The following is a 22748-nucleotide window of genomic DNA, read 5'->3' as shown; positions in this document are numbered from 1 at the left end:
CCGGATTTTTTATTTGGCATGACGGATCGCTTTGGGAGCAGGTTCTGAGTAAGGGAGGATGGGTGTATCAGTTACGCAATACTCGTGATGAAAGGTTTGATTCGGCAACCTGCGGGCGTTACCGCATTATGTCCTTTTGCCCCGCCATCGCGCCGCCGCCGCAGGGCTGGCCGATTATCTATATTTTGGATGGCGCCCGCTATTTCCCGGTCGCGGTGTCATTGATGGAGGCGTTGGCCCATCCGCGCTGCGGTATGGCGCCGGGGGTTATTGTGGCGCTGGATTACGACGGCCCTACCCGGCGTGAACGGGACTATCGTCCCGCGGTTGAGCGCATTGTGCCGGAAGCCAACCCACAGGGCGGGTATTATCCGTCCGGCATGGCGGGGAATGCCGCCGGATTTCGGCGCTTTATTCAGCATGAACTCAAGCCATTTGTCGCGCGGTTGTATCCGGTCGATAGTCAGCGCGCGGCATTATTTGGTCATTCCTACGGCGGTTTATTTACCGTCGATACGCTGTTTTCCTCCGCCGATGCTTTTCAGCATTTTTATGCCGCCAGTCCGTCAGTCTGGTGGAATGGGGGGTATCTTATCCGGCAGGCCGAACGGTTTCTTGCGCGCGCCCAGCCGCAAACAGCCGGTTTGGCCCTGTCGGTGGGGGAATATGAACAGTCTCTGGAGCCGTGGGAATTGGATTTGCCCGACGAACAGCGTCTGACGCTGCGGCAACATCGTAATCAGCGGCGGATGGTCGACGGCGTTCGGGAACTGGCGTGGCTGTTGCAAAACCGGGCGCCGAATTTGCAGGTTACGCTGGATATCTATCCGCAACAGTCGCATCAGTCGGTGCCGCTGTTCGCCTTACAGCAGGCGTTGCGTAGCCATTTCCGGCAGGTTCCTGCCGGAGCCGGGCGATAAGACCACCCGGTCTGGCGTTTTAAAATAGGTTCCGGTTGTTATTCGCAGCTCAGAATGCCGCCGCCAGTTGCGGCACCGGCGGTTCGGCGGAAAACGTTGCGGCGATGTCCTGATCCTGGGCCAGTTGAAAAATGGCGACGGCCTGGGTGAGTTGGCGAGCCTGCTCTTCCAGCGAGGTTGCCGCCGCCGCCGACTGTTCCACCAGCGCCGCATTCTGTTGGGTGACGCTGTCCATTTCCGTCACGGCCTGACTCACCTGACTGATCCCCTGGCTTTGCTCATCGGAGGCTGAGGCGATTTCCTCCATCAGATCGTTAACCTGACCGATGGAGGCAATAACGCCATCCATGACTTCGCTGGTGCGAACCACCTGTCTGGAGCCTGCATCAACGTGATCGACCGATTCTGCAATCAGCACTTCAATTTCTTTGGCCGCCTGGGCGCTTTTCTGCGCCAGATTACGAACTTCGCCCGCCACGACGGCAAAGCCGCGTCCCTGCTCGCCGGCGCGCGCGGCTTCGACCGCGGCGTTCAGGGCCAGGATATTGGTCTGGAAGGCGATACTGTTGATCATTCCGGTGATCTCGTTGATTTTACGCGAACTGGCCGCAATGCTGTCCATGATCGCACCGACCTCACGCCCCATCTCCCAACCCTGCCTGGCGACCGTCGCCGCTTTTTCCGACAGCCTGGTGGCCTGATGAACATTATCGGTGTTATGTTTTACCGTGGTGCCCAACTGCTCCATGCTGGCGGCTGTCTGTTGCAGCGCCGCCGCCTGCTGTTCGGTACGTGAAGAGAGATCGTTGTTGCCGGCGCTGATCTCCGCCGTTCCCTGATAGATAGAATCCGCACTGCTGCGAATGGCTATCACCGTTGCTTTCAGGCTTTCCTGCATTTCCTTCAGATAAGGGATCAACTGACCGGCGTCGTTACGGCCGAACTCATCCAGTGAATGATCGAGCTTTCCCGCCGCCAGGGTTCGAAAGTGCGCTTTGATGATGGTTAGCGGTTTTACCACATAGCCCGCCAGATAGCGGTCGGTCAGCAGTAAAATGATCGCGCCCGCCGCCATGGCGGCAATCAGGATCCTTTTGCACCAGTCAACCAGCGTATATATTTGTTGCAGCGTAGGGTTATCCGCCGATAGCGTTTGGTAATGATTTAATGCTGTTATGGATGTCTCATTCAACGTTTGGAATTCATCGCGGAACAGGCGGCGATACTCGGCGAATCTTTTCTCTTGCAAGGCGGTCAGCATCGGTTGTAATCCGCGATCAATAAGCTGACTCCAGGTAGTAATCACATTATCGACAGTGGGTCGATCGATCTGCGGATGCGGCTGATTTTTGAATTTTTCCAGATTATCCCGGCTGCTTTGCAGCGCATCGACGGCGGACGAGATGGTCGTATCGATATCGTCCAGTTTCCCGCTTTGCATCAACGTCATCGCCTGATTGAGCCGGATCGCCGCACGCAGCGCCTGGTTGTTGCCATCCGTTAGGGTATTCAATCCCTCTATTTGTGTATTACCGAGCGTAAGGACGTTGGTCGCCTGATTGAGCGAGGACAGCGTAAACCACGAAACTCCACCCCATAACAGCAGGAAAAGACTTAGAATCGTCAACAACACTTTCCTGATTGTAATATTCCGCAAAAAAGACATAGCGACTCCAGATGGCATCAAGATCATCCTAACTATTAATAGCCTATCGGCAATCCTGAGGGTTGCTTGCATATTGATTTATTATGGATCTCATAAAGATAGCCGCGGGGAGGCGTCAGACGGAGACGGGGGGGCGGCGCTATCCTTAACCGCGGCGGGATCATAATCTGTGGTCGATTTTGCCGCTAACATGTTAATCTTCCGGCGTTGGCCGCTATTGGATAGAAACGTTAGCTGTGGGTTAACTGCGTTTTAATGTTGCTATTATGTGAACGAATTAACAATCGATTCAAATCCTGATATGCTGACGAGGCTGGACCGGGCACTCTCTTACCTTACCCCCACATGCTGACATGCCGGCATGGACATTATAATCAGGAACAAGAGCGCCGGGCATAACGAAGACAATGAGAGCGAGGAGAAAGTCGTGCTAGAAGAATATCGTAAGCACGTGGCCGAGCGGGCTGCACAGGGGATTGTTCCTAAGCCGTTGGACGCCACGCAGATGGCGGCGCTGGTTGAGTCATTAAAAAATCCGCCGGCTGGCGAAGAGGCCGTTTTACTGGATCTGCTGATTAACCGTGTCCCGCCGGGTGTTGATGAAGCCGCCTACGTTAAGGCCGGTTTTCTGGCCGCCATCGCGAAAGGCGAGGCTTCTTCCCCGCTGGTCAGCCCCGAAAAAGCGGTCGAACTGCTGGGCACCATGCAGGGCGGTTATAATATTCATCCGCTGATTGACGCGCTGGACAGTGATTTGCTGGCGCCGATTGCCGTAAAAGCGTTGTCGCACACGCTGCTGATGTTTGATAACTTTTACGACGTGGAAGAAAAGGCGAAGGCAGGCAATACCTACGCCAAACAGGTCATTCAATCCTGGGCTGACGCCGAGTGGTTCCTGTCTCGTCCTAAACTGGCGGAAAAGATTACCGTCACCGTATTTAAAGTCACCGGTGAAACCAACACCGATGACCTGTCTCCCGCGCCTGATGCCTGGTCGCGTCCTGATATCCCCTTGCATGCGCTGGCGATGCTGAAAAACGCCCGTGAAGGTATTGAGCCCGATCAGCCCGGCGTGGTTGGGCCAATCAAACAGATTGAACAACTGAACAAGAAAGGTTTCCCGCTGGCCTATGTCGGCGATGTGGTCGGAACCGGTTCCTCCCGTAAATCCGCCACCAACTCCGTGTTATGGTTTATGGGGGATGATATTCCCCATGTGCCGAACAAGCGCGGCGGCGGTGTGGTGCTGGGCGGCAAGATTGCGCCAATCTTCTTCAACACTATGGAAGATGCCGGCGCGCTGCCGATCGAGGTGGATGTCAACGACCTGAACATGGGCGATGTGATTGATATCTACCCCTACCAAGGGGAGGTTCGCCGTCATGATACCAACGAATTGCTGGCGACCTTTGCGCTGAAAACCGATGTGCTGCTGGATGAGGTTCGCGCCGGAGGCCGTATTCCGCTGATCATCGGCCGCGGACTGACCGCCAAGGCCCGCGAGTCGCTGGGGCTGCCGCACAGCGAAGTGTTCCGTATTTCCAAAGCCGTGGAGGCCAGCGCCAAAGGTTTCTCACTGGCGCAGAAAATGGTCGGCCGCGCCTGCGGCGTCGCCGGTATTCGTCCGAACGAATACTGCGAGCCGAAGATGACCTCTGTCGGCTCTCAGGACACCACCGGGCCGATGACTCGCGATGAGCTGAAAGATTTGGCCTGTCTGGGCTTCTCCGCCGATCTGGTGATGCAATCGTTCTGCCATACCGCGGCCTATCCGAAGCCGGTTGACGTCACGACTCACCATACGCTGCCTGATTTCATCATGAACCGCGGCGGAGTTTCCCTGCGTCCGGGCGATGGGGTTATTCACTCCTGGCTGAACCGTATGCTGCTGCCGGATACCGTGGGCACCGGAGGGGACTCCCATACCCGGTTCCCGATCGGCATCTCGTTCCCGGCGGGGTCCGGGCTGGTGGCGTTTGCCGCCGCCACGGGCGTCATGCCGCTGGATATGCCGGAATCGGTGCTGGTTCGTTTCAAAGGCAAAATGCAGCCGGGCATCACGCTGCGCGATCTGGTTCACGCCATTCCGCTGTACGCCATTAAACAAGGTCTGCTGACCGTTGAGAAGAAAGGCAAAAAGAACATTTTCTCCGGTCGTATTCTGGAAATCGAAGGTCTGCCGGATCTGAAAGTGGAGCAGGCTTTTGAACTGACCGACGCCTCGGCGGAACGTTCGGCCGCGGGTTGCACCATCAAGCTGGATAAAGCGCCGATTATCGAATACCTGAATTCCAACATCGTGCTGCTGAAGTGGATGATCTCGGAAGGTTACGGCGATCGCCGTACGCTGGAACGCCGTATTCAGGGTATGGAAAAATGGCTGGCCGATCCGCAACTGCTTGAAGCCGATGCCGATGCGGAATACGCCGCGGTGATCGATATCGATCTGGCTGAAATCAAAGAGCCGATCCTGTGCGCGCCGAACGATCCGGATGATGCGCGCTGGTTGTCCGATGTGCAGGGCGAGAAGATCGATGAAGTGTTTATCGGTTCCTGTATGACCAATATCGGTCACTTCCGCGCGGCGGGTAAACTGCTGGATAGCCACAAAGGGCAACTGCCGACCCGCCTGTGGGTTGCGCCGCCGACCAAAATGGACGCGGCCCAGCTGACCGAAGAAGGTTACTACAGCGTGTTCGGCAAGAGCGGTGCGCGCATTGAGATCCCCGGCTGTTCACTGTGCATGGGCAACCAGGCGCGGGTGGCCGACGGCGCGACGGTGGTATCAACCTCTACCCGTAACTTCCCGAACCGTTTGGGGACCGGCGCCAACGTTTATCTGGCTTCCGCTGAACTGGCGGCGGTGGCTTCGCTGCTGGGTCGTCTGCCGACGCCGAATGAATATCAGGCCTATATGGAGCAGGTGGATAAAACCGCGCTGGATACCTACCGCTATCTGAACTTTGATCGTCTGGATCAATATACAGATAAAGCGGACGGCGTGATCTTCCAGACCACGGTTTAAAATAGTTTGTTTTTTGCCGGAAAGGGGGCGTCAGATCTGACGCCCCCTTTATTATCAATACACCATGATGATATTCAGGGTGAGTGCCGTATGACATTTTCACTGAACCTCAGGGCGGATTTTGTGCATTTTTTATGGGTAATTCAATAACGGAACCATTCACAAATCCGATACAGAGGTATTGGCCTCCTTCTTCATTTTTCTTCTTGCAGGTTGCCGCTGTGCCGGCGCATCGGCATATAACTTTCTGCTACCGACTTAGTATCTAATCGTATGACGCAATCACACATAATGCGCTATAACGCTGCGTTGATTCGCGCATGATATCATTGGGTTATCGATAAAAATTATCGATAGGCTTCCTGTAATTCATAGGGTGTTAAGTCTTAAGGAAAATGCTATGCCTAGTTTGTTTGATCCTATCAAGATTGGCGCGATCCCATTATCCAATCGTATTGTGATGGCTCCGCTTACCCGTATGCATGCTTTTGAACAACGCATTCCCAGCGCCTTGTCGCTGGAATATTACGTCCAGCGGGCCGGCGCCGGTTTGATTTTGACTGAAGCCACCGCCGTCACGCCGAAAGCGGTGGGTTACCCCAATACCCCGGGCATCTGGTCGGAAGAGCAGATTGCAAGCTGGAAAAAGATTAATGACGCGGTGCATCAAGCTGGGGGAAAAGTAGTGATCCAGCTATGGCACGTCGGGCGTATTTCCGACCCGGTTTATCTGGATGGCGAACTGCCGGTGGCGCCCAGCGCGATTGCGCCGGAAGGCCATATCGCCACCATCCGTCCGTATAAACCTTATGTCGTGCCGCGGGCGCTGACAACGGAGGAAGTGGCCGGGCTGGTGGCGGATTTCCGCCAGGCGGCGGAAAACGCAAAGCGCGCCGGTTTTGACGGGGTGGAAATCCATGCCGCCAACGGTTATCTGTTCGATCAGTTCCTGCATGACGGATCCAATAAACGTACCGACCAATATGGCGGCTCCATCGCCAACCGGACGCGTTTCCTGCTGGAAACGGTGGATGCCATTCTGGACGTGTGGCCGGCGGATCGGGTGGGCGTTCACCTGAATACCATGTCTGATACCCACTCGATGCAGGACTCCGATCCGCAGGCGTTGTTCAGTTACGTAGCCGAACAATTGGATAAGCGTCATCTGGCGTTTATTTTCGTCCGTGAGGCGCTGACGACGCCGAATCGCATTCTGCCGCTGATCCGCCAACGTTTCACCGGTGCGATCATTGCCAATGACGGCCTGACGCAGGTATCCGCCGAGCAGCTGATTGCCGAGGGGGAAGCCGATGCGGTATCTTTCGGCCGACTGTATATCGCCAATCCGGATCTGGTGGAGCGCTTCCGCCGCCAGGCGCCGTTAAATGCGCTGAATAGCGATACCATCTACAGCTCTGACGGTACAGGGTATACCGACTACCCGGCGCTGGCTGACAAATAAATAACCTTCCTGTTTCCCGGTAAGGGGACGGCCTCAGACTATGGCTATGGGGCCGTTCAATATGGGAGACCCATCACGCCGATGCCTACCGTGCGGCATCGCGCACAGGAAAATGTTTTTCCGCCGTTCTTAGGTTTTTTTCTTTCGAGCCTGTTTGCAGACCGCGTGAAATTATGTTTACGCGCTATCACGACTGATTACCCTTAGGTCAAAGGAACATGACCGTCAGGGATGACATGCAATCACACGATAATGTATTCAAAATATTCCTCAGCGATATCGATGTGGCTCGGGATTTTCTCACTATCCACCTGCCGTCGGATATTCGTGAACGCTGCGATTTCAGCACACTGCAACTTCAATCCGCTTCATTTGTCGATGAAGCGCTGCGCGCCCGGATTTCCGATATGCTCTATTCGCTGCATACCCTCAGCGGAACGGGCTATATCTACTGTTTAATTGAGCACCAGAGCAAGCCGGACAAAATGATGGCATTCCGACTGATGCGCTACTGCCTGGCGGCGATGCAGCAACATCTTGAGCAGGGGAATAAGCAACTGCCGCTGGTCGTGCCGTTATTGTTCTATCAGGGGGAACGCTGTCCGTATCCGTACAGTATGCGCTGGCTGGACGGCTTTGATGATCCGGATTTGGCGGCGCAAATATACAGTAATGCTTTTCCATTGATAGATCTCACTGTTATTCCAGATGAGGAAATCAAAACGCATCGGCGAGCGGCGCTGCTGTCACTGGTGCAAAAACATATCCGCACACGGGATATGCTGGAACTGGCGCAAGATATCGGGGTATTATTTGAGCGCTGGCAGGTGCCGCTAATGCAGAAACGGGCATTGCTGCACTATATTGCCCAGACCGGCAATACATCCAAACCAGCCGACTTTATCGAGGCAGTGGCAGCGCCGTTGTCAGTGGATCGGGAGGAGATTATGACCATTGCTCAGCAACTGAAACAAATGGGATTTGAAGAGGGCATGCAGGCCGGGGTAATACAAGGTTTAGAACAAGGAATGGAACAGGGTATGAAAACCAGCGCGCGACAGATAGCTCGCCAGTTGTTGCTCAATGGGCTGGATAAAACCATGGTGCAGCAGGTGACTCAGCTTTCCGATCAAGAGATGGCGCAATTATCGCTTTTAATAGCGCAAGATACTGAAAATTAATTTCCCCGTGCCGCCCCTCGAAAGCACGGGGTGAGCGTGGCGAAGCGAAAACCTTATCCCCGCGTTTCATCCGGCAGTAAGATTACGTGACCTCTATCAGACCGGCAGACCTTTTTTGCTTCCAATTATGCGAACTATCACGGTGGTATTGCAGGAGGGCAGTTAAACTGAGCGTTAAGCACTATCACAGAGGATGGCATCATGGACTATGAATTCTTGCGCGACGTTACCGGTCAGGTAATTGTACGGATGTCGATGGGACATGAAGCAGTGGGCCACTGGTTAAATGAAGAAGTAAAGGGCCAACTGGCGGTGTTGGATGAGGTCGTGGAGGCGGCCCGTTCGGTGATCGGCAGTGAGCGCCAGTGGCGAAAAGTCGGACATGAATACACGCTGTTGCTGGACGGTGAGGAAGTGATGATCCAGGCGAACCAGCTTGAATTTATGGTCGATGAGATGGAAGAAGGAATGAGCTATTACGACGAAGAAAGTTTGTCCCTCTGCGGCCTGGAAGATTTTCTCGATCTGGCGGCGAAATACCGGGAATTTGTACAGCAACGCTGAGCCGGGTTTTGGTTGTGACCTGTTCCCCATTGATTAACACAGCATGATGTTAGTCATGTCTGAGCGATCGCCGCGCCAATGCCCGAACGGCTTCCGGTAATCAGCGCATGCTTTGGTATTGTTACTGGAATGCGATTATCTTCTTAGTGCGTATTTAACCGGGCTACCGGGATTTTAAACACCGCTTTCTTTACCGGAGCGGGGCGGTCATTAACGGCGCACAAGGCCTGATGCGCTTCCCCGGGGTAAAAGATCGCAAAATCACCCGCACGGAGATGTATTTTGTGGGGAACGGTTGGGTTATCAAGAATGTACAAATCCGGTTTGCGCTCCGTCGCCGCCTGGCCGTGTACGTCGTTCAGGCCATAGCCGATGATTTCCTCTCCTGCCAAAATCAACTGGATATCGAGATAGTTGCTATGAAATTCGGTGTGCCGCTCCGTCTGCGGCGCGGTACTCACGGTGCCGATGCTGTAGAACCAGTCAGCGCCTTCAGGTTGATAGCGGCCTTCCGGCAATGCGTTCAGTTCCGTCAGCGTCATGCCCGGCGCAGACAGAATATTCCATAATGGTATGGGCAAAGTGGCCAGTTTCAGATGGCTGAGATTACCTGCGATCATTATATTCTCCTTGAAAGTTGATATTCACTCTTATTTCTTATTAGATTTAATGTCTCGACGGAAATAGAGAAAAACATGGCGAAATAGATATATCCTTTAGGGACATGGATATGAATACCATCGAGAACCAGGGTGAACCCGACTAAAATTAAAAAAGCCAACGCCAGCATTTTCACTGACGGATGATTTTCAACGAAGTTTCCTATCGGCTTTGCGGCCAGCATCATAACCAGAACTGCAATAATGACGGCCAACATCATAATCGCCAGATGCTCTGACAGTCCCACGGCAGTGATAACGGAATCAAGACTGAAAATAATATCGAGTAACATAATTTGAATGATTGCGCCGAAAAAAGAAGTCACACGACTATGGACTTGATGTTCTTCTGTTATTAGCGATGCTTTTATTTCCTTCATTGACTTAATAATAAGAAAAAGCCCACCGGAAAAGAGAATCAGATCTCTGACGGAAATACTATGATTGAAAATCGTTAATAAAGGGTGGTTCAGGTGCATTAGCCAGGAAATCGAGGCCAGTAATGAGAGCCTCATCAGCATGGCCGCCGTTAATCCGGTTATTCTGGCGATATTCTGTTTCTCTTTAGGGAGTTTCGCCACCACCAATGATAAAAATATAATGTTATCAATACCCAGTACAATCTCGAGGATCGTTAATGTACTCAGTGTCAGCCAGGCATTGGGATCTGCCATCCACATAAACATCTTTTTTCCTCTTTGTTTCTTTTTCGTCAGTGTGAAACAGTTGATGGTTTATAAAAATGGGGTAATTTATTTACCCCATTTAAGAGCTGTTAATTAACATTCAATGCCTGAGAGGCGAAGTTCCTGAAAATTTCGAAAGTTGACCATAGGCCATTCAATGAGATAATACCCAGAACAAACTTCTCATATAAACTTTAAACGTTTTTGACCGTCAATGATCCGCTTCTTCAGGTTTAACATTCTGAACAGTTAAAAAATGCCGGTCGTGCTTTGATAGTCTTTTTTCCCGATCCCATCATGAATGTAACGGGAACATAATCACCGCTCCGACACACAGGGCGAAAATACGAATCAAGTACATCGGTACAGTGAATTTCCAGAACTCTGGAAGCTTATATTTACCCATCCCTAAGATCATGGCAGGCATACCATCAACCGGCATGTAGCCACCGTTCCATCCAGAGATAACTACTGCGGTTGCAGCAGCAACAGGATTAAGTCCCAGGCTTAAGAAAGTCATGATGGCAATGGGTGCAAAAATGTAAACAGAACCCATATTTGATCCCGTGAAGGTAGCACAGGTACTGGTTAAAAGTGCGAAAATGAAAATAAGGATAAATGGATGGATATTAGCCCCTAATGCATCAGCCACAACATCACCGATCATCACTGTGAAGCCAGAATTAGCCAACGCATCTGCTACACCAATGACGCCAGCCATCATCAGAATTACAGGGGCTCCCATATTATCGCGAACTTCTTTGAAATCAATCACATTGATGATCATCATGATTGCTCCGGCGATGCCCGGGATGACATAAGCCGGCTCGCCAATGGTGCTCATAAGCATCATTCCTATTACGCTAATAGCAAATAATGCGATCGTACAATTTTCTTTCCATCTAGGCAGGGTCGACGTTGCGCTTTTTTCTACTATTTCATCGTCTCCGGAATTTTCATTAATTGCATGATCCGGTAAAAGACGGTAAGCAACTAAAGCCCATATTAAGAAACCCAGCGCCAAAATAAAATTTACTATAGCGAATCTTGGCATCGATAGTGAAACATGGTGACCGGCTGTTTCCAGAACACTGACGGTCACTCCGTAGAAAAGTGCGACATTAAAAGGAACCAGCGGATGGTTAGTTGCAAAACCTAAAGGCATCATCAGCTTAGAGGTCGGCATTTTTTTATTATAAGGAATCGTCGATACTAAAGATAAAATAAGGACATAATAACCCGTGGAACCAGAACCGGTTAAACTGGCGCCAAGCATGACTACGATTAGTAAAAGGGCATAGCTTTTATATCCGCCCCTGTTTACTAAAGTAACCATAGCCGACTGAACCCTGCCAATTAAACTCGTCTTCATTAGCCCCGCCATCACCACCATGAAGCCTGCAACCATAATCACACTTGAATTGATAAATCCGGCGAATGCTTCCTGAACAGTAGATAAACCAGTGACTACAAGTAAAAGGCAAGCCATAATGGGCGGTGCGCCAAATGCAAACTTGTCGCACATAATCATTACAATCATTAGAATCAAAATAACAAGAGCGTGAATCATTTCCATTGTCATTGTTGTTTCTCCGCTTTCTTTCATAACATAATTAACAGGTTTATGTTGATTCTTTCTGGTATTCAAAAAATACCTTTGAATACGATTACATTAGATATTCTGTATGGTTTGACCATTCCCATCTGACCTATCCATACTGAATTTTGCTCACATTAGCACCGCGTTATAAAATGCCTGACGTGATGCTGAATTAAATCAACATTTATTTCTCGTTATAAAACCTGTTACCCCGTTTAGCGAAAATCCAATTCGCTGATTATTTATCTATTCCTTCACCTGACGTTGGATTGTACAGGCCTTCTGTTTCGCGTTTTTCACCAAATAAATCTTCTACGGTAAAGCGGAGGTATTTAACACAAAGTCTATTCTTGTAGGCATACACCAAGTGCAACACGCCATTGCTGTCTTGATAAATCGTCGGATATTCATATTGTGAATTATTTGTTTTGTTTTCGATTCCAATATAGCCTTCTGCGGGTTCAAAAACTCTACCGATTGGCCATGTTTTGCCAACATCTTCTGTTACAGAAACAGCGACAGGATTACGCAGACCTGGCCAAGCTACTTTCCCAAATTCAGCATTATTGGCTGAATTAACATTGTAAGCTAAAGCGATTTCTCCAGATTGCAATTTGATAGCACTAATACTAGCGTTGTTATTTGGTAACACATTGGCTTCTGGAACACTCCACGTATCCCCAAAGTCATGAGATTCGCTTGTATACACACGATCGGCAAAACGGCTGCGCATGAAAGCAACTAAATGACCGGTTTGTACTTCAATAACATTCGCATGAACGCGGCCACTACTTTCTGGCATACGTACAGATTTCCACGTTTTTCCTTTATCATCAGAGAGTTGAAATTCGGTTGGATCATTTTTCAAGCCCTCCGGTGAGTCCTCACATAACCAAGTACTGAAAATCCAGCGTCCATTGCTTAAAATTTGAATCGCTTGTCTTGAGAAAGTCCCTTCACGGGCAAACAATACTTCAGGTTCTTCCCAGGTTTTACCTTCGTCATTGGATTTTTGAACCATAATGATCGAAGTAAACTGCATGTTGTCCTTGCCTTCTTGCCGGCTTAATTGCGAAGTATAAATTAGCCAAATTTGACTATCAGGCGCTCTAAAAAATGCAGGGTTTTGTTCACTGCGATCAACGCCTTTAGATACTATTTCCGGAACTGACCAGAGTTGCGTTTCCGGGACTAATTTAGATACCGCAATGGAAATATCGCCGCTTCCTTCAAAACTTCCGGCAAACCAAGCACATAATAGACCGCCGTCTTGCGTTTCGATTAATGCCGGCGCATGGGCCGTGTTATTTCCACCTGTTGGAATTAAAGCAAAATCCACATTTAAAAATTCATCACGATACACGACGCCATTTGGTTCTGATTGTCTTACACTCGGTAATTTTGTAGCCATTTTTATTCCCCCGTATCATTTTTGAAAGATAAGTTTTTCTTTATTTTTTATCGTGTAACAGCTTTGGTAAATTTACATTAGACGATATTTCTTTATTGGTTTAATCAGTGATTATTTTTCCAAATGCTGAATTATAGGGATACCTGCTACCTCCTGGCTCCTGGGGAATAATTTTCACCGTGGCAGCCGTCACCCGGGTTGTTAATAATGCACTGTACGGAGAACCGTTTTTAATCACAGAGGAAATATTCATTGTATATCCCTTCTATTGCTTGACGATTATCTGACGAAAAATGAATTAGCATAAACGATGATGTTGAATAATATTTTTAATGGAAGCGTTCATGTTATCGTCAAATTCAACAGGATATCGGCTTACGCCAACGTCTTCTCCCATCAGGGTCATGGTTTTTTTCACTGCGGCTGGTGAGAAAGCAATGGCATATAAGGTATTACGCAATTCGCTGACCTGTTCCTGAGCAAGCCGCGACCCCTCGATATCGCCGGCATGGAAGCGATGCCAGATCTGGCTGACGGCCTCGGGCGCGACGTTGGCCAGCCCGGAGATACAGGCTGAACAGCCGTCAACAAATCCCTGATGGATGAGCGAATCCGGTCCGTTCAGAACATCAAAGTTCGGCAAGCCTTTCACCGCTTGTAAATAGCCGCTCAGGCTTTCATAACTGCCTGCGCTGTCTTTAATACCGATGATGTTGGGATGTTCGGCCAAAATACGTACGGTTTCTGGCTCCAGCGTGTTGCCCGTGCGCGCCGGAATGTTATACAGAAATACCGGTACGGTCAGCGCATCGGCGATGGCCCAATAGTGTGCGATAAGCTCTTTCTGTTTCAGCGGCACAAAATAGGGGGTGATCACGGAGACTGCATCGACCCCCAGCGCAGCGATACGTTTACCGAGTTTGATGGTTTCGCGAGTGGAGATTTCGCCGATGTGACCGACCACCGGCACCTTGCCTGCGGCTTCATCGACGCAGACTTCCGTTACGGCAATTTTTTCATCGGTATGCAGAACAAAAAACTCGCCGTTGGTGCCGTTGCAGAAAATACCGTTGCCATATTTCATCTGGCGCTGTACCTGTCGACGCATAGCGACTGGATTAAATTCACCCTGGGTGTCAAAGGGCGTCACGATGGCTGTCAGTACGCCGGTAATGTTTTTACTCATCATTTCCTCGTGGATTCGTTATCAAAAGATGAAAACTTAAAACAGCGTTAAATAAATTTTGCGTACGTCATCGGCACTCACCGGGGCCGGCACGTTTTTCATCAGACGCTGAACCTGTAACGCGCCATCGACCAGATAAGGCAGATGCGCTTTTTCAACCCCAAGCTGTTGCAGCGTATCGGGCAGGTTGAGCCGCTTCACCAGCGCGGTGAAATACGTTACCAGCGCCTGGGCTTTCTCCGCGCGACCGAGCGTCAGCTCGGCATCCGGCAGCAGATCGTAGGCTTGTGCGAACTTCTCCTGCGCGGCCGTCTGTACAAACCGCATACAGGGGGCGAGCAGAATGGCGTTCGCCACCCCATGCGGGATGTGGTATTTGCCGCCCAGCGGATAGGACATGGCATGCACCAGATGGGTCCCGGAATGGGCAATGGCCGCGCCGCCGTAGTAAGACGCCCACAGCATATTCAGCCTGGCTTCCAGATTGCCCGGCTCACTCACCGAGGTCTCAATATTGGCGAACAGTTTTTTCAGACCGATTAAGGCGTAGTTATCACTGACCGGGTTTGCCGCGGTGGAGGTGAAACACTCAATCAGATGGCATAACGCATCAATACCGGTGGAGGCGGCGATGTGAGCGGGCATGCTGGTGGTCAATTCGGGAACCAGCGCCACATAGTCCGGCAGCATCACCGGCGTAATGATGCCGACCTTGGTCTCTTTTTCAGGAATAGCCAGAATCGCATTGGGCGTGGCTTCCGAGCCGGTGCCCGCAGTGGTCGGAATTAACAGCGACGGTGTTCGCCGCGTCGGCTTTTCACCGGCCAGCAACGTGTCGAGCGTGACGGCATCATCGCCGGCGCACAGTACGGAAAGCAGCTTAGCGACGTCCAGCACGCTGCCGCCGCCAATCCCAATCACCATATCGGTATAGGTGTGAGGCAAGTGCGCCAATATTCCCGCCACATCATGCTGGCTGGGCTCGGCGGGAACATTGTCCACCACGACTACCTGAGAGACTGTCTGCCTGACTTGCTCGATCAGCGCCTGTACATCGGACAGGCCGACGATGTTCTTATCAGTGACAAACAATACGTGCTGTTTGCCTGCCATAAGATGGCGAATGTCCTGTAGTACCCGATAGCCGCTGATGATGGTGCTATTGATGTTCATGCTATTACCTTGCCTTTTCTTCCAGAATCCAGCCAATGCCGATGATTTGTTTCAGTCAAATGGCTTGAGGTCAATCAATGTAAAAAGCCATTTGCCACATTGTAGGGACAATTTATAGGTTAAATTCATTTCAAATAATTTGAGATTGCTCACATATAATCAAATATGATTTAATATAATCATTATCAGGTAATCGATAAGCCGGAGATGGAGTATGCCGAAAGAGCAGCAGACAGCGGATCGGGTATTGGTCGTTGCGGATGATTTCACTGGGGCAAATGATGCCGGCGTCGGCCTGTCGCGAAATGGCGCTCAGGTTAGCGTGATGTTCGAAGTCGATAAGCTGCATATGGATCTGCTGGGTGACGCCGTGGTGATCAATACCGGTAGCCGCGCCGTGAACGCGGAGGCGGCGGCCCATCGCACCACACAAGCGGTGAACGCGTGGTATGACGCCGGCGGGCAGGGATGGGTAGTTAAAAAGATCGATTCCACCTTGCGGGGAAATATAGGGGCGGAAATTGAGGCGGCGTTGGCGGCCATGCAGGCGCCATTGGCGCTGGTTGCTCCCGCCTCACCGGCGCAGGGCCGGGTTACCCGTGCCGGTCAGGTCTGGGTGCATGGGCGTTTGCTGACGGACACCGAGTTTGCCAGCGATCCGAAAACCCCGGTTAGCTCGGCGTCGATTGCCAGCCGCCTGGCGGAACAGACGACGCTGCCGATGGCGGAAATTCATTTAGCCGACATCCGTCGGGCCGATCTGGGCGCACGTTTTCATCATTTGGCCGAGTCGGGCGTGCGTCTGGTGATTCTGGATGCCGAGCATCAGGACGACCTGGAAAACATCGTCAACGCCGCCGATACATTGGCTTTCCGTCCCTTGCTGGTGGGCTCGGCCGGGTTGAGTGAAGCACTGGCGCAGACCCTGAATTTTCAGCCGGAAACCAGTAAACCGCTGCTGGCGGTGGTGGGTTCGATGAGCGATATCGCTCAAAAACAGATTATCGCCATCAGTCAGCGGCGTAATGTGCAGATCGTTGATATCAATATCAATGAATTACTTTCTCAGTCTGTTCTGACGGCGATGACCCGCTGGCGCGATGAAGCGCTCACCGCGCTGGAACAGGGACGCCATTGCATCATTCGAACCTGTCATCACGATAACCAACGTTTTGAAATCAACAACTTGTGTCAACAGCATAGGCTGAGTCGGCAACAGCTTGGCGACACCATCAGCCATGCGCTGGGGGAGCTGACGCGCAATATCGTCATGGCGAACAGCATGGCTAAGCGTCCGTTGCCGGGAGGGCTGTATTTATCCGGCGGTGATATTGCGATTGCGGTGGCGACCGCGCTGGGCGCCAGCGGTTTTCAGATCAAGGGGCAAATCGCCGCGTGCGTGCCCTGGGGGCGATTGCTGGACAGCGTGGTCGGCGATATCCCCGTTATGACTAAAGCGGGGGGATTTGGTAACGAAACCACTTTGCTGGACGTTTTGCGTTTTATTGAGGAGAAAGTCAGTGAGTAAAATTATTGCGGTAACCATGGGCGACCCGGCAGGTATTGGTCCGGAAATTATTATCAAGTCGCTGGCTGAGGGAGAACTCTCTGGCGCCCCGGCAGTGGTGATTGGTTGTGTGCAGACGCTGCGCCGTATTCAGGCGCTGAATGCGGTGCCGGCGGTTGAATTAAAGGTTATCAATAAGCCCGCCGACGCGGTTTTTACCCCCGGCGTGGTGAATATCATCGACGAACCGCTGGCCGATCCGCTGACGCTTAAGCCGGGCATCGTTCAGGCTCAGGCGGGCGATCTGGCCTACCGCTGCGTTAAACGGGCCACGGAGCTGGCGATGGCGGAAGAGGTTCATGCCATCGCCACCGCGCCACTGAACAAGGAAGCGCTCTATTCAGCGGGACATCTCTATCCGGGGCATACGGAATTACTGGCGAAGCTCACCCACAGCCGCGACTACGCCATGGTGCTGTATACCGATAAACTGAAAGTGATCCATGTTTCAACGCATATCGCGCTGCGTAAATTCCTGGATACGCTTAACCGCGACCGCGTTGAAACGGTGATTGCGATGGCGGATACTTTCCTTAAACGGGTTGGTTTCACCCATCCGCGCATTGCCGTTGCCGGGGTAAACCCGCACGCCGGAGAAAACGGCCTGTTTGGCGATGAAGAAATCAAGATTGTTTCGCCGTCGGTTGAAGCGATGAAAGCCAAAGGGATTGACGTATACGGCCCATGCCCGCCCGATACCGTCTACTTACAGGCGTATGAAGGGCAGTATGATATGGTGGTGGCGATGTATCACGATCAGGGTCATATTCCGCTGAAGCTGCTGGGCTTTTATGATGGCGTCAATATTACCGCCGGATTACCTTTTATTCGTACCTCCGCCGATCATGGCACCGCGTTTGATATTGCCTGGACAGGAAAAGCGAAGTCTGAGAGCATGGCGATCTCAATCAAGTTGGCCATGCAGCTTGCGTAATATCGGGAGATTTTCTATGGCTGACGGGAGTTTTTAATTAAATAAATGGATATCGTCGTGGGGCAAACATTGAGTGATGCTTTCCGCGTAAGCGGGGATAAAGTGAGAGGTCAAAGCCGTCTTGATCAGATTATGGATTATCTGAAAAGCCATAATCTGGTGACGGTGGATGAACTTGTTACTGTCATTGATGCTTCCCCGGCGACGATTCGCCGCGATCTGATCAAACTGGATGAGCAGGGCGTTATCAGCCGCAGCCACGGCGGCGTCACGCTTAACCGGTTTATTCCCTCCCAGCCGACCACTAATGAAAAGCTTCAACGTAATTTACAGGAAAAACAGGCCATCGCCCGCTATGCCGCGACGCTGGTGAAACCGGGCAGCGCGGTGGTGCTGGATGCGGGCACTACCATGTTGGAGCTGGCGCGCAATCTGACGCACCTGCCATTGCGGGTGATCACCGCCGATCTGCAAATCGCCCTGTTTTTGTCCGAATTCAAACAGATTGAAGTGACGATTATCGGCGGGCGGATTGATGACAGCAGCCAGTCATGCATCGGCGAACACGGCCGGCGTTTATTACGCAGCATCTACCCGGATATCGCGTTCATCAGTTGCAACTCGTGGAGTCTGGAAAAAGGCATCACCACGCCGACCGAGGAAAAAGCCGGCGTGAAGCAGGATCTCGGCCTCAACGCCAGCCGCCGGGTTTTGCTGGCGGACAGCAGTAAGTACGGCGCTTATTCACTATTTTGCGTCACGCCCTTATCCGATCTTTCGGATATCGTCACCGACGGCGGATTACCGCCGGAAGCTCAGGCTCAGCTTAAGGCGCAGCCGTTTAATTTGACGTTGGTGTAACAAGGCATCTCCGCTTTATAAATGTTTTATCTGTGGAGCGGTGCGGCATCGCACCACTGCACGTGAGTCATCCGCCCCGCATATTCAAAGACTGCCCGCTCTGACTGCTTTCCCTCGCAGGAATGCCGCCTTACTTTATTCAGATTTTTATCTCCTGCCGTTGATTTTGTGATCCACAAACCATTTCTAAAGGATGTCCTAAGCCGGTTATTTACTCGCCATAAACAACGGTGCTAGCATCCTGTTATGCAATGTAGAACTTAGTTCTATAATGTAAAACAAATTATCGATAGGTTCTCAATCATCGCGATTAACGTCGTCGAAAGACAAGGGCCTTCCTCTCTTGGTGTTGTAAGGAGACGTTCATGGGGTTTTGCACAAAATTTTCCGGGATCATTCCTCCGGTATCTTCGATCTTTGCTGCCGATGGTTCGTTGGATGAGACCGGAATGCGGCGTGTGATCGACTATCTGATTACGGCTGGCGTGAATGGTTTGTTTTTCCTCGGTACGGGCGGCGAGTTTTCGCAAATGTCGGCGACAGAGCGGATGCGGTTGACCGAAACGGCTATTCGCCTGGTGGACGGGCGCGTTCCTGTATTGATCGGGGTTGGCAGCACCAATACACGGGAAGCGGTGGCGCTAAGCCAGCATGCGCAATCGGCAGGCGCGGATGCGGTGGTGGCCATTAACCCGTATTACTGGCAAATCACCGAAGAAAATCTGTTCGGCTACTACGGCGCCATTGCACAGGCGGTCGCGCTACCCGTGATTTTGTACAACTTCCCAAAACTGACCGGGCAGGATCTCTATCCTGAATTGGTGAAACGCCTCGTCGATGCACATGCCAATATTGTGGGGATTAAAGACACCATCGACTCGGTCGCCCATTTACGCGACATGATTACCACCGTGAAGTCTGCCCATCCTGATTTCAGCGTGTTCTGCGGGTTTGATGATCATTTGCTGAATACACTACTGCTGGGAGGGGATGGCGCGATTTCCGCCAGTGCCAACTTTGCGCCGGCGTTGTCTGTCGGCCTGTATCAGTCGGTATCCGCCGGCGATTTGGCGCAGGCCGCCGCGCTGCATAAAACTATTCTGCAATTGCCGAGGCTTTATCAAATCGACAGCCCATTCGTCAATGTGGTGAAAGAGGCGATGAAGTTGATGGGGTTGGATATTTCGACTGTCTGTCTGCCGCCCACTCAGCCTCTGAACGACAGGCAGAAAGCGCAGGTCAGGCAAACGCTGATTGACGCCGCTCTATTTCCACAGGAATAACGCACGCTACGGATAGAATAGGTTACCGCTGTTCCCCAAGGGATACAGTGATTTTAATTCTACTGAATAAGTGAAGAAGCCATGTCTATTAATACTATTTTTAATCAAGACAATGCGCAGGTCTATGACATTCATACCCACGCGGCGGGGCCACAGGGGGCGCTGCCGTTGACGCCGGAAATGCTGATCGATTCGCCGAGCGGCCATATTTTTGGTCTGACGCTCAACGCCGGCATGGGGTGGGATCCGAACAAGTTATTGGGTAGTGAAGTGTTGATTCTTGGCACGCAGGGCGGCATCCGCGATGCGGATGGCACGCCGGTGGCGCTGGGTTACCATACCGGTCACTGGGAAATTGGTTTGCAAATGCGCGCCGCCGCCGAGGAAATTGCGCTTCATCGCGGCGTACCGTTTGCCGGCTATATCAGCGACCCGTGCGACGGGCGCTCTCAGGGCACCACCGGGATGTTTGACTCTCTGCCATACCGCAATGATGCGGCGGTGGTTTTTCGTCGTCTGATCCGTTCCCTCCCCACCCGTAAGGCGGTAATTGGCGTCGCGACCTGCGATAAAGGACTACCGGCGATGATGATTGCGCTGGCATCCATGCACTCTCTGCCGACGATCATCGTTCCCGGCGGCGCCACGCTGCCGCCGACGCACGGTGAGGACGCGGGCAAAGTGCAGACGATTGGCGCGCGGTTTGCCAATCACGATCTGACGCTGGAAGAAGCCGCGATGCTCGGCTGCCGGGCATGTGCTTCCCCGGGCGGCGGATGCCAGTTCCTCGGTACGGCCGGTACGTCACAGGTGGTGGCCGAAGGACTGGGGCTGGCGCTGCCGCATTCCGCGCTGGCGCCTTCTGGGCAGGAGGTCTGGCTGGAAATTGCGCGTCAGTCGTCGCGCGCGGTACTGACGCTGGAACGTAAGGGGTTGACGACCCGGGATATTCTGACCGACAAGGCGATTGAGAATGCGATGACGGTGCACGCCGCTTTTGGCGGGTCAACCAATCTACTGCTGCATATTCCCGCCATTGCACATGCCGCGGGGTGTCAGATCCCTGGCGTCGATCAATGGACCGCCATCAATCGCCGAGTACCGCGGCTGGTCAGCGTGTTGCCTAACGGCCCGGTTTATCATCCGACCGTGCGCGCGTTTCTTGCCGGCGGCGTACCCGAAGTGATGCTGCACCTGCGTGCATTAGGGCTGTTGCATGAAGATGTGCTGACCGTTACCGGGGAAACCTTGGGTGATAACCTGGCATGGTGGGAAAATTCGGCGCGGCGGCAAATATTCCGCGAACGTTTGCAAGAGCTGGACGGCATTCACCCTGATGAGGTGATCATGAGCCCGGCGCAGGCTCGTACCCGAGGCCTGACGTCGACGATCACCTTTCCGGTGGGCAATATCGCCCCGGAAGGATCGGTCATTAAATCGACGGCAATAGACGACTCGGTGGTCGGGGAGGATGGTATCTACCGGCATACCGGTAAAGCCAGCGTTTTTACATCGGAAGAGTTGGCGATTAAAGCCATTAAACAAGGCCATGTGCACAAGGGCGACATCATGGTGATCATCGGCGGCGGGCCGTCGGGAACCGGTATGGAGGAGACGTATCAGGTGACGTCGGCGCTGAAGCACTTACCTTACGGCAAATATGTTTCGCTGATTACCGATGCCCGCTTTTCCGGCGTCTCTACCGGCGCCTGCGTCGGGCATGTCGGGCCGGAAGCGTTGGTCGGTGGGCCGATTGGCAAGCTGCGCGATGGCGATATGATTGAAATTATCATCGATCGTCGGGAATTGTCGGGATCGATTAATTTTATCGGCAGCGAGGAACACCCTCTGACGCCGGATGAAGCGGCTGAGGTGCTGGCGAAACGCGAGGCCCATCCTGATTTGAGCCCCCATCCGGAACTGCCTGATGACACGCGTTTATGGGCGGCGCTACAGGCGGCCAGCGGCGGAACCTGGAAAGGCTGTATTTATGATACCGATAAAATTATCGAAGTATTACAGGCAGGTGTAAAAGCATTAAATAAATAATATCGAATAGCCAAAAATAAAAAAGATAATTATCTGACTGGAAATAATGTGGTGCATTACCGCTTGGTTTAATTAAACAAGCGGTAATAGCCATCGGGTAGGTGTTGTCTTCTATTTTTCATGCGATTTATTTTTATATATTTAATTTTAAAGTTGCCGGGATGTTGGTCGTCTTTCTGCAACTTTAAATAAATGGGATAGGTTTGTAAGAAATAAATGTTATTGCAGGAGTCGTAGGGTTAATTATCAGGGAAAATCATAAGTAATAGAAAACTATCTTACCTTTAATAATATAAAAACCCGGAGTTACTGATATGCCTTTATTTATTGTCTGTGTCGGGATTTTTTTCCTGCTTATTCTAATCATGAAGTTAAAGTTGAATACGTTTGTATCCTGATCTCTTCCCATTAAACAGGACCAGGCTAAACTGGAGTTTTCTGCCCTTCTTTTCCTTAAAAAAGAGGCAATCCGGCCATGAAAAAGATCCGCTGTACTGAAGAGCAAATTGCTTTTGCCCTGA

At 51.8% G+C, this 22748-nt stretch carries 17 protein-coding genes; 10 read left to right on the top strand and 7 right to left on the bottom strand.

The features are described from left to right. Nucleotides 1-62 precede the first annotated feature (62 nt). Nucleotides 63-920 carry an alpha/beta hydrolase-fold protein gene (locus tag HOY33_RS13195; protein ID WP_172290852.1) on the top strand — a complete coding sequence of 286 codons (858 nt, stop codon included), beginning with the start codon at nucleotides 63-65 and terminating at the stop codon, nucleotides 918-920. 49 nt (nucleotides 921-969) lie between these two features. On the opposite strand, the gene HOY33_RS13190 is transcribed toward HOY33_RS13195, so the two are convergent. Continuing rightward, nucleotides 970-2586: a methyl-accepting chemotaxis protein gene (locus HOY33_RS13190; protein WP_172290683.1), complete on the bottom strand. Its 1617-nt coding sequence runs from the start codon at nucleotides 2584-2586 to the stop codon at nucleotides 970-972. A 427-nt stretch (nucleotides 2587-3013) separates the two neighbouring features. On the opposite strand from HOY33_RS13190, the gene acnB reads away from it, so the two are divergent. The 4 genes from acnB to yacL all read left to right on the top strand — a co-directional run bounded on the left by acnB (nucleotide 3014) and on the right by yacL (nucleotide 8818). Then, nucleotides 3014-5611 carry a bifunctional aconitate hydratase 2/2-methylisocitrate dehydratase gene (gene acnB / locus HOY33_RS13185; RefSeq protein ID WP_172290682.1) on the top strand — a complete coding sequence of 866 codons (2598 nt, stop codon included), beginning with the start codon at nucleotides 3014-3016 and terminating at the stop codon, nucleotides 5609-5611. Nucleotides 5612-6011: 400 nt separating this feature from the next. Continuing rightward, nucleotides 6012-7073, top strand: coding sequence for an alkene reductase (locus tag HOY33_RS13180; RefSeq protein WP_172290681.1), 1062 nt, complete (start codon nucleotides 6012-6014; stop codon nucleotides 7071-7073). Between the two features lie 218 nt (nucleotides 7074-7291). Continuing rightward, entirely contained in the window at nucleotides 7292-8254 is a 963-nt protein-coding gene (locus tag HOY33_RS13175) for an Rpn family recombination-promoting nuclease/putative transposase (RefSeq protein WP_370541747.1), read from the top strand. 201 nt (nucleotides 8255-8455) lie between these two features. Next, nucleotides 8456-8818 carry a protein YacL gene (yacL, locus tag HOY33_RS13170; protein ID WP_172290679.1) on the top strand — a complete coding sequence of 121 codons (363 nt, stop codon included), beginning with the start codon at nucleotides 8456-8458 and terminating at the stop codon, nucleotides 8816-8818. A 143-nt stretch (nucleotides 8819-8961) separates the two neighbouring features. Here the strand turns inward: yacL and HOY33_RS13165 are convergent, their stop codons facing one another. The 6 genes from HOY33_RS13165 to HOY33_RS13140 all read right to left on the bottom strand — a co-directional run bounded on the left by HOY33_RS13165 (nucleotide 8962) and on the right by HOY33_RS13140 (nucleotide 15533). Then, nucleotides 8962-9438 (bottom strand): YhcH/YjgK/YiaL family protein, encoded by a 477-nt coding sequence (locus HOY33_RS13165; RefSeq protein WP_172290678.1) that lies wholly within the window; start codon nucleotides 9436-9438, stop codon nucleotides 8962-8964. Continuing rightward, entirely contained in the window at nucleotides 9438-10163 is a 726-nt protein-coding gene (locus HOY33_RS13160) for a TerC family protein (protein WP_172290677.1), read from the bottom strand. Before HOY33_RS13160 ends, HOY33_RS13165 begins: the two co-directional genes overlap by 1 nt. A gap of 295 nt (nucleotides 10164-10458) precedes the next feature. Further along, the gene (locus HOY33_RS13155) at nucleotides 10459-11745 is read right to left on the bottom strand and encodes an SLC13 family permease (RefSeq protein WP_172290676.1); all 1287 of its coding nucleotides are present in this window, start codon (nucleotides 11743-11745) and stop codon (nucleotides 10459-10461) included. A 256-nt stretch (nucleotides 11746-12001) separates the two neighbouring features. After that, nucleotides 12002-13174: an exo-alpha-sialidase gene (locus HOY33_RS13150; protein WP_172290675.1), complete on the bottom strand. Its 1173-nt coding sequence runs from the start codon at nucleotides 13172-13174 to the stop codon at nucleotides 12002-12004. Nucleotides 13175-13472: 298 nt separating this feature from the next. Further along, a complete protein-coding gene (locus tag HOY33_RS13145) occupies nucleotides 13473-14360 on the bottom strand; it encodes a dihydrodipicolinate synthase family protein (protein ID WP_172290674.1) in 888 nt (295 codons plus the stop codon). Nucleotides 14361-14396: 36 nt separating this feature from the next. Next, the gene (locus HOY33_RS13140) at nucleotides 14397-15533 is read right to left on the bottom strand and encodes an iron-containing alcohol dehydrogenase (protein WP_172290673.1); all 1137 of its coding nucleotides are present in this window, start codon (nucleotides 15531-15533) and stop codon (nucleotides 14397-14399) included. Nucleotides 15534-15747: 214 nt separating this feature from the next. Between HOY33_RS13140 and HOY33_RS13135 the strand changes: the two genes are divergently transcribed. From HOY33_RS13135 to HOY33_RS13115, 5 genes are all read left to right on the top strand, one after another. Next, nucleotides 15748-17061: a four-carbon acid sugar kinase family protein gene (locus HOY33_RS13135; protein WP_172290672.1), complete on the top strand. Its 1314-nt coding sequence runs from the start codon at nucleotides 15748-15750 to the stop codon at nucleotides 17059-17061. Next, a complete protein-coding gene (locus tag HOY33_RS13130) occupies nucleotides 17054-18034 on the top strand; it encodes a D-threonate 4-phosphate dehydrogenase (RefSeq protein WP_172290671.1) in 981 nt (326 codons plus the stop codon). The genes HOY33_RS13135 and HOY33_RS13130 overlap by 8 nt, the downstream gene beginning before the upstream one ends. Before the next feature lie 45 nt (nucleotides 18035-18079). Further along, a complete protein-coding gene (locus HOY33_RS13125; RefSeq protein ID WP_172290670.1) occupies nucleotides 18080-18895 on the top strand; it encodes a DeoR/GlpR family DNA-binding transcription regulator in 816 nt (271 codons plus the stop codon). A 365-nt stretch (nucleotides 18896-19260) separates the two neighbouring features. After that, complete coding sequence (locus HOY33_RS13120; protein ID WP_172290669.1) at nucleotides 19261-20178, top strand: dihydrodipicolinate synthase family protein; 918 nt, start codon at nucleotides 19261-19263, stop codon at nucleotides 20176-20178. An 81-nt stretch (nucleotides 20179-20259) separates the two neighbouring features. Beyond that, the gene (locus tag HOY33_RS13115) at nucleotides 20260-22227 is read left to right on the top strand and encodes a YjhG/YagF family D-xylonate dehydratase (protein WP_172290668.1); all 1968 of its coding nucleotides are present in this window, start codon (nucleotides 20260-20262) and stop codon (nucleotides 22225-22227) included. Nucleotides 22228-22748 lie beyond the last annotated feature (521 nt).

Source organism: Brenneria sp. hezel4-2-4 (assembly GCF_013155275.1).
Taxonomy (GTDB): Bacteria; Pseudomonadota; Gammaproteobacteria; order Enterobacterales; family Enterobacteriaceae; genus Brenneria.
This window is presented reverse-complemented; position numbering and strand designations above follow the sequence as displayed.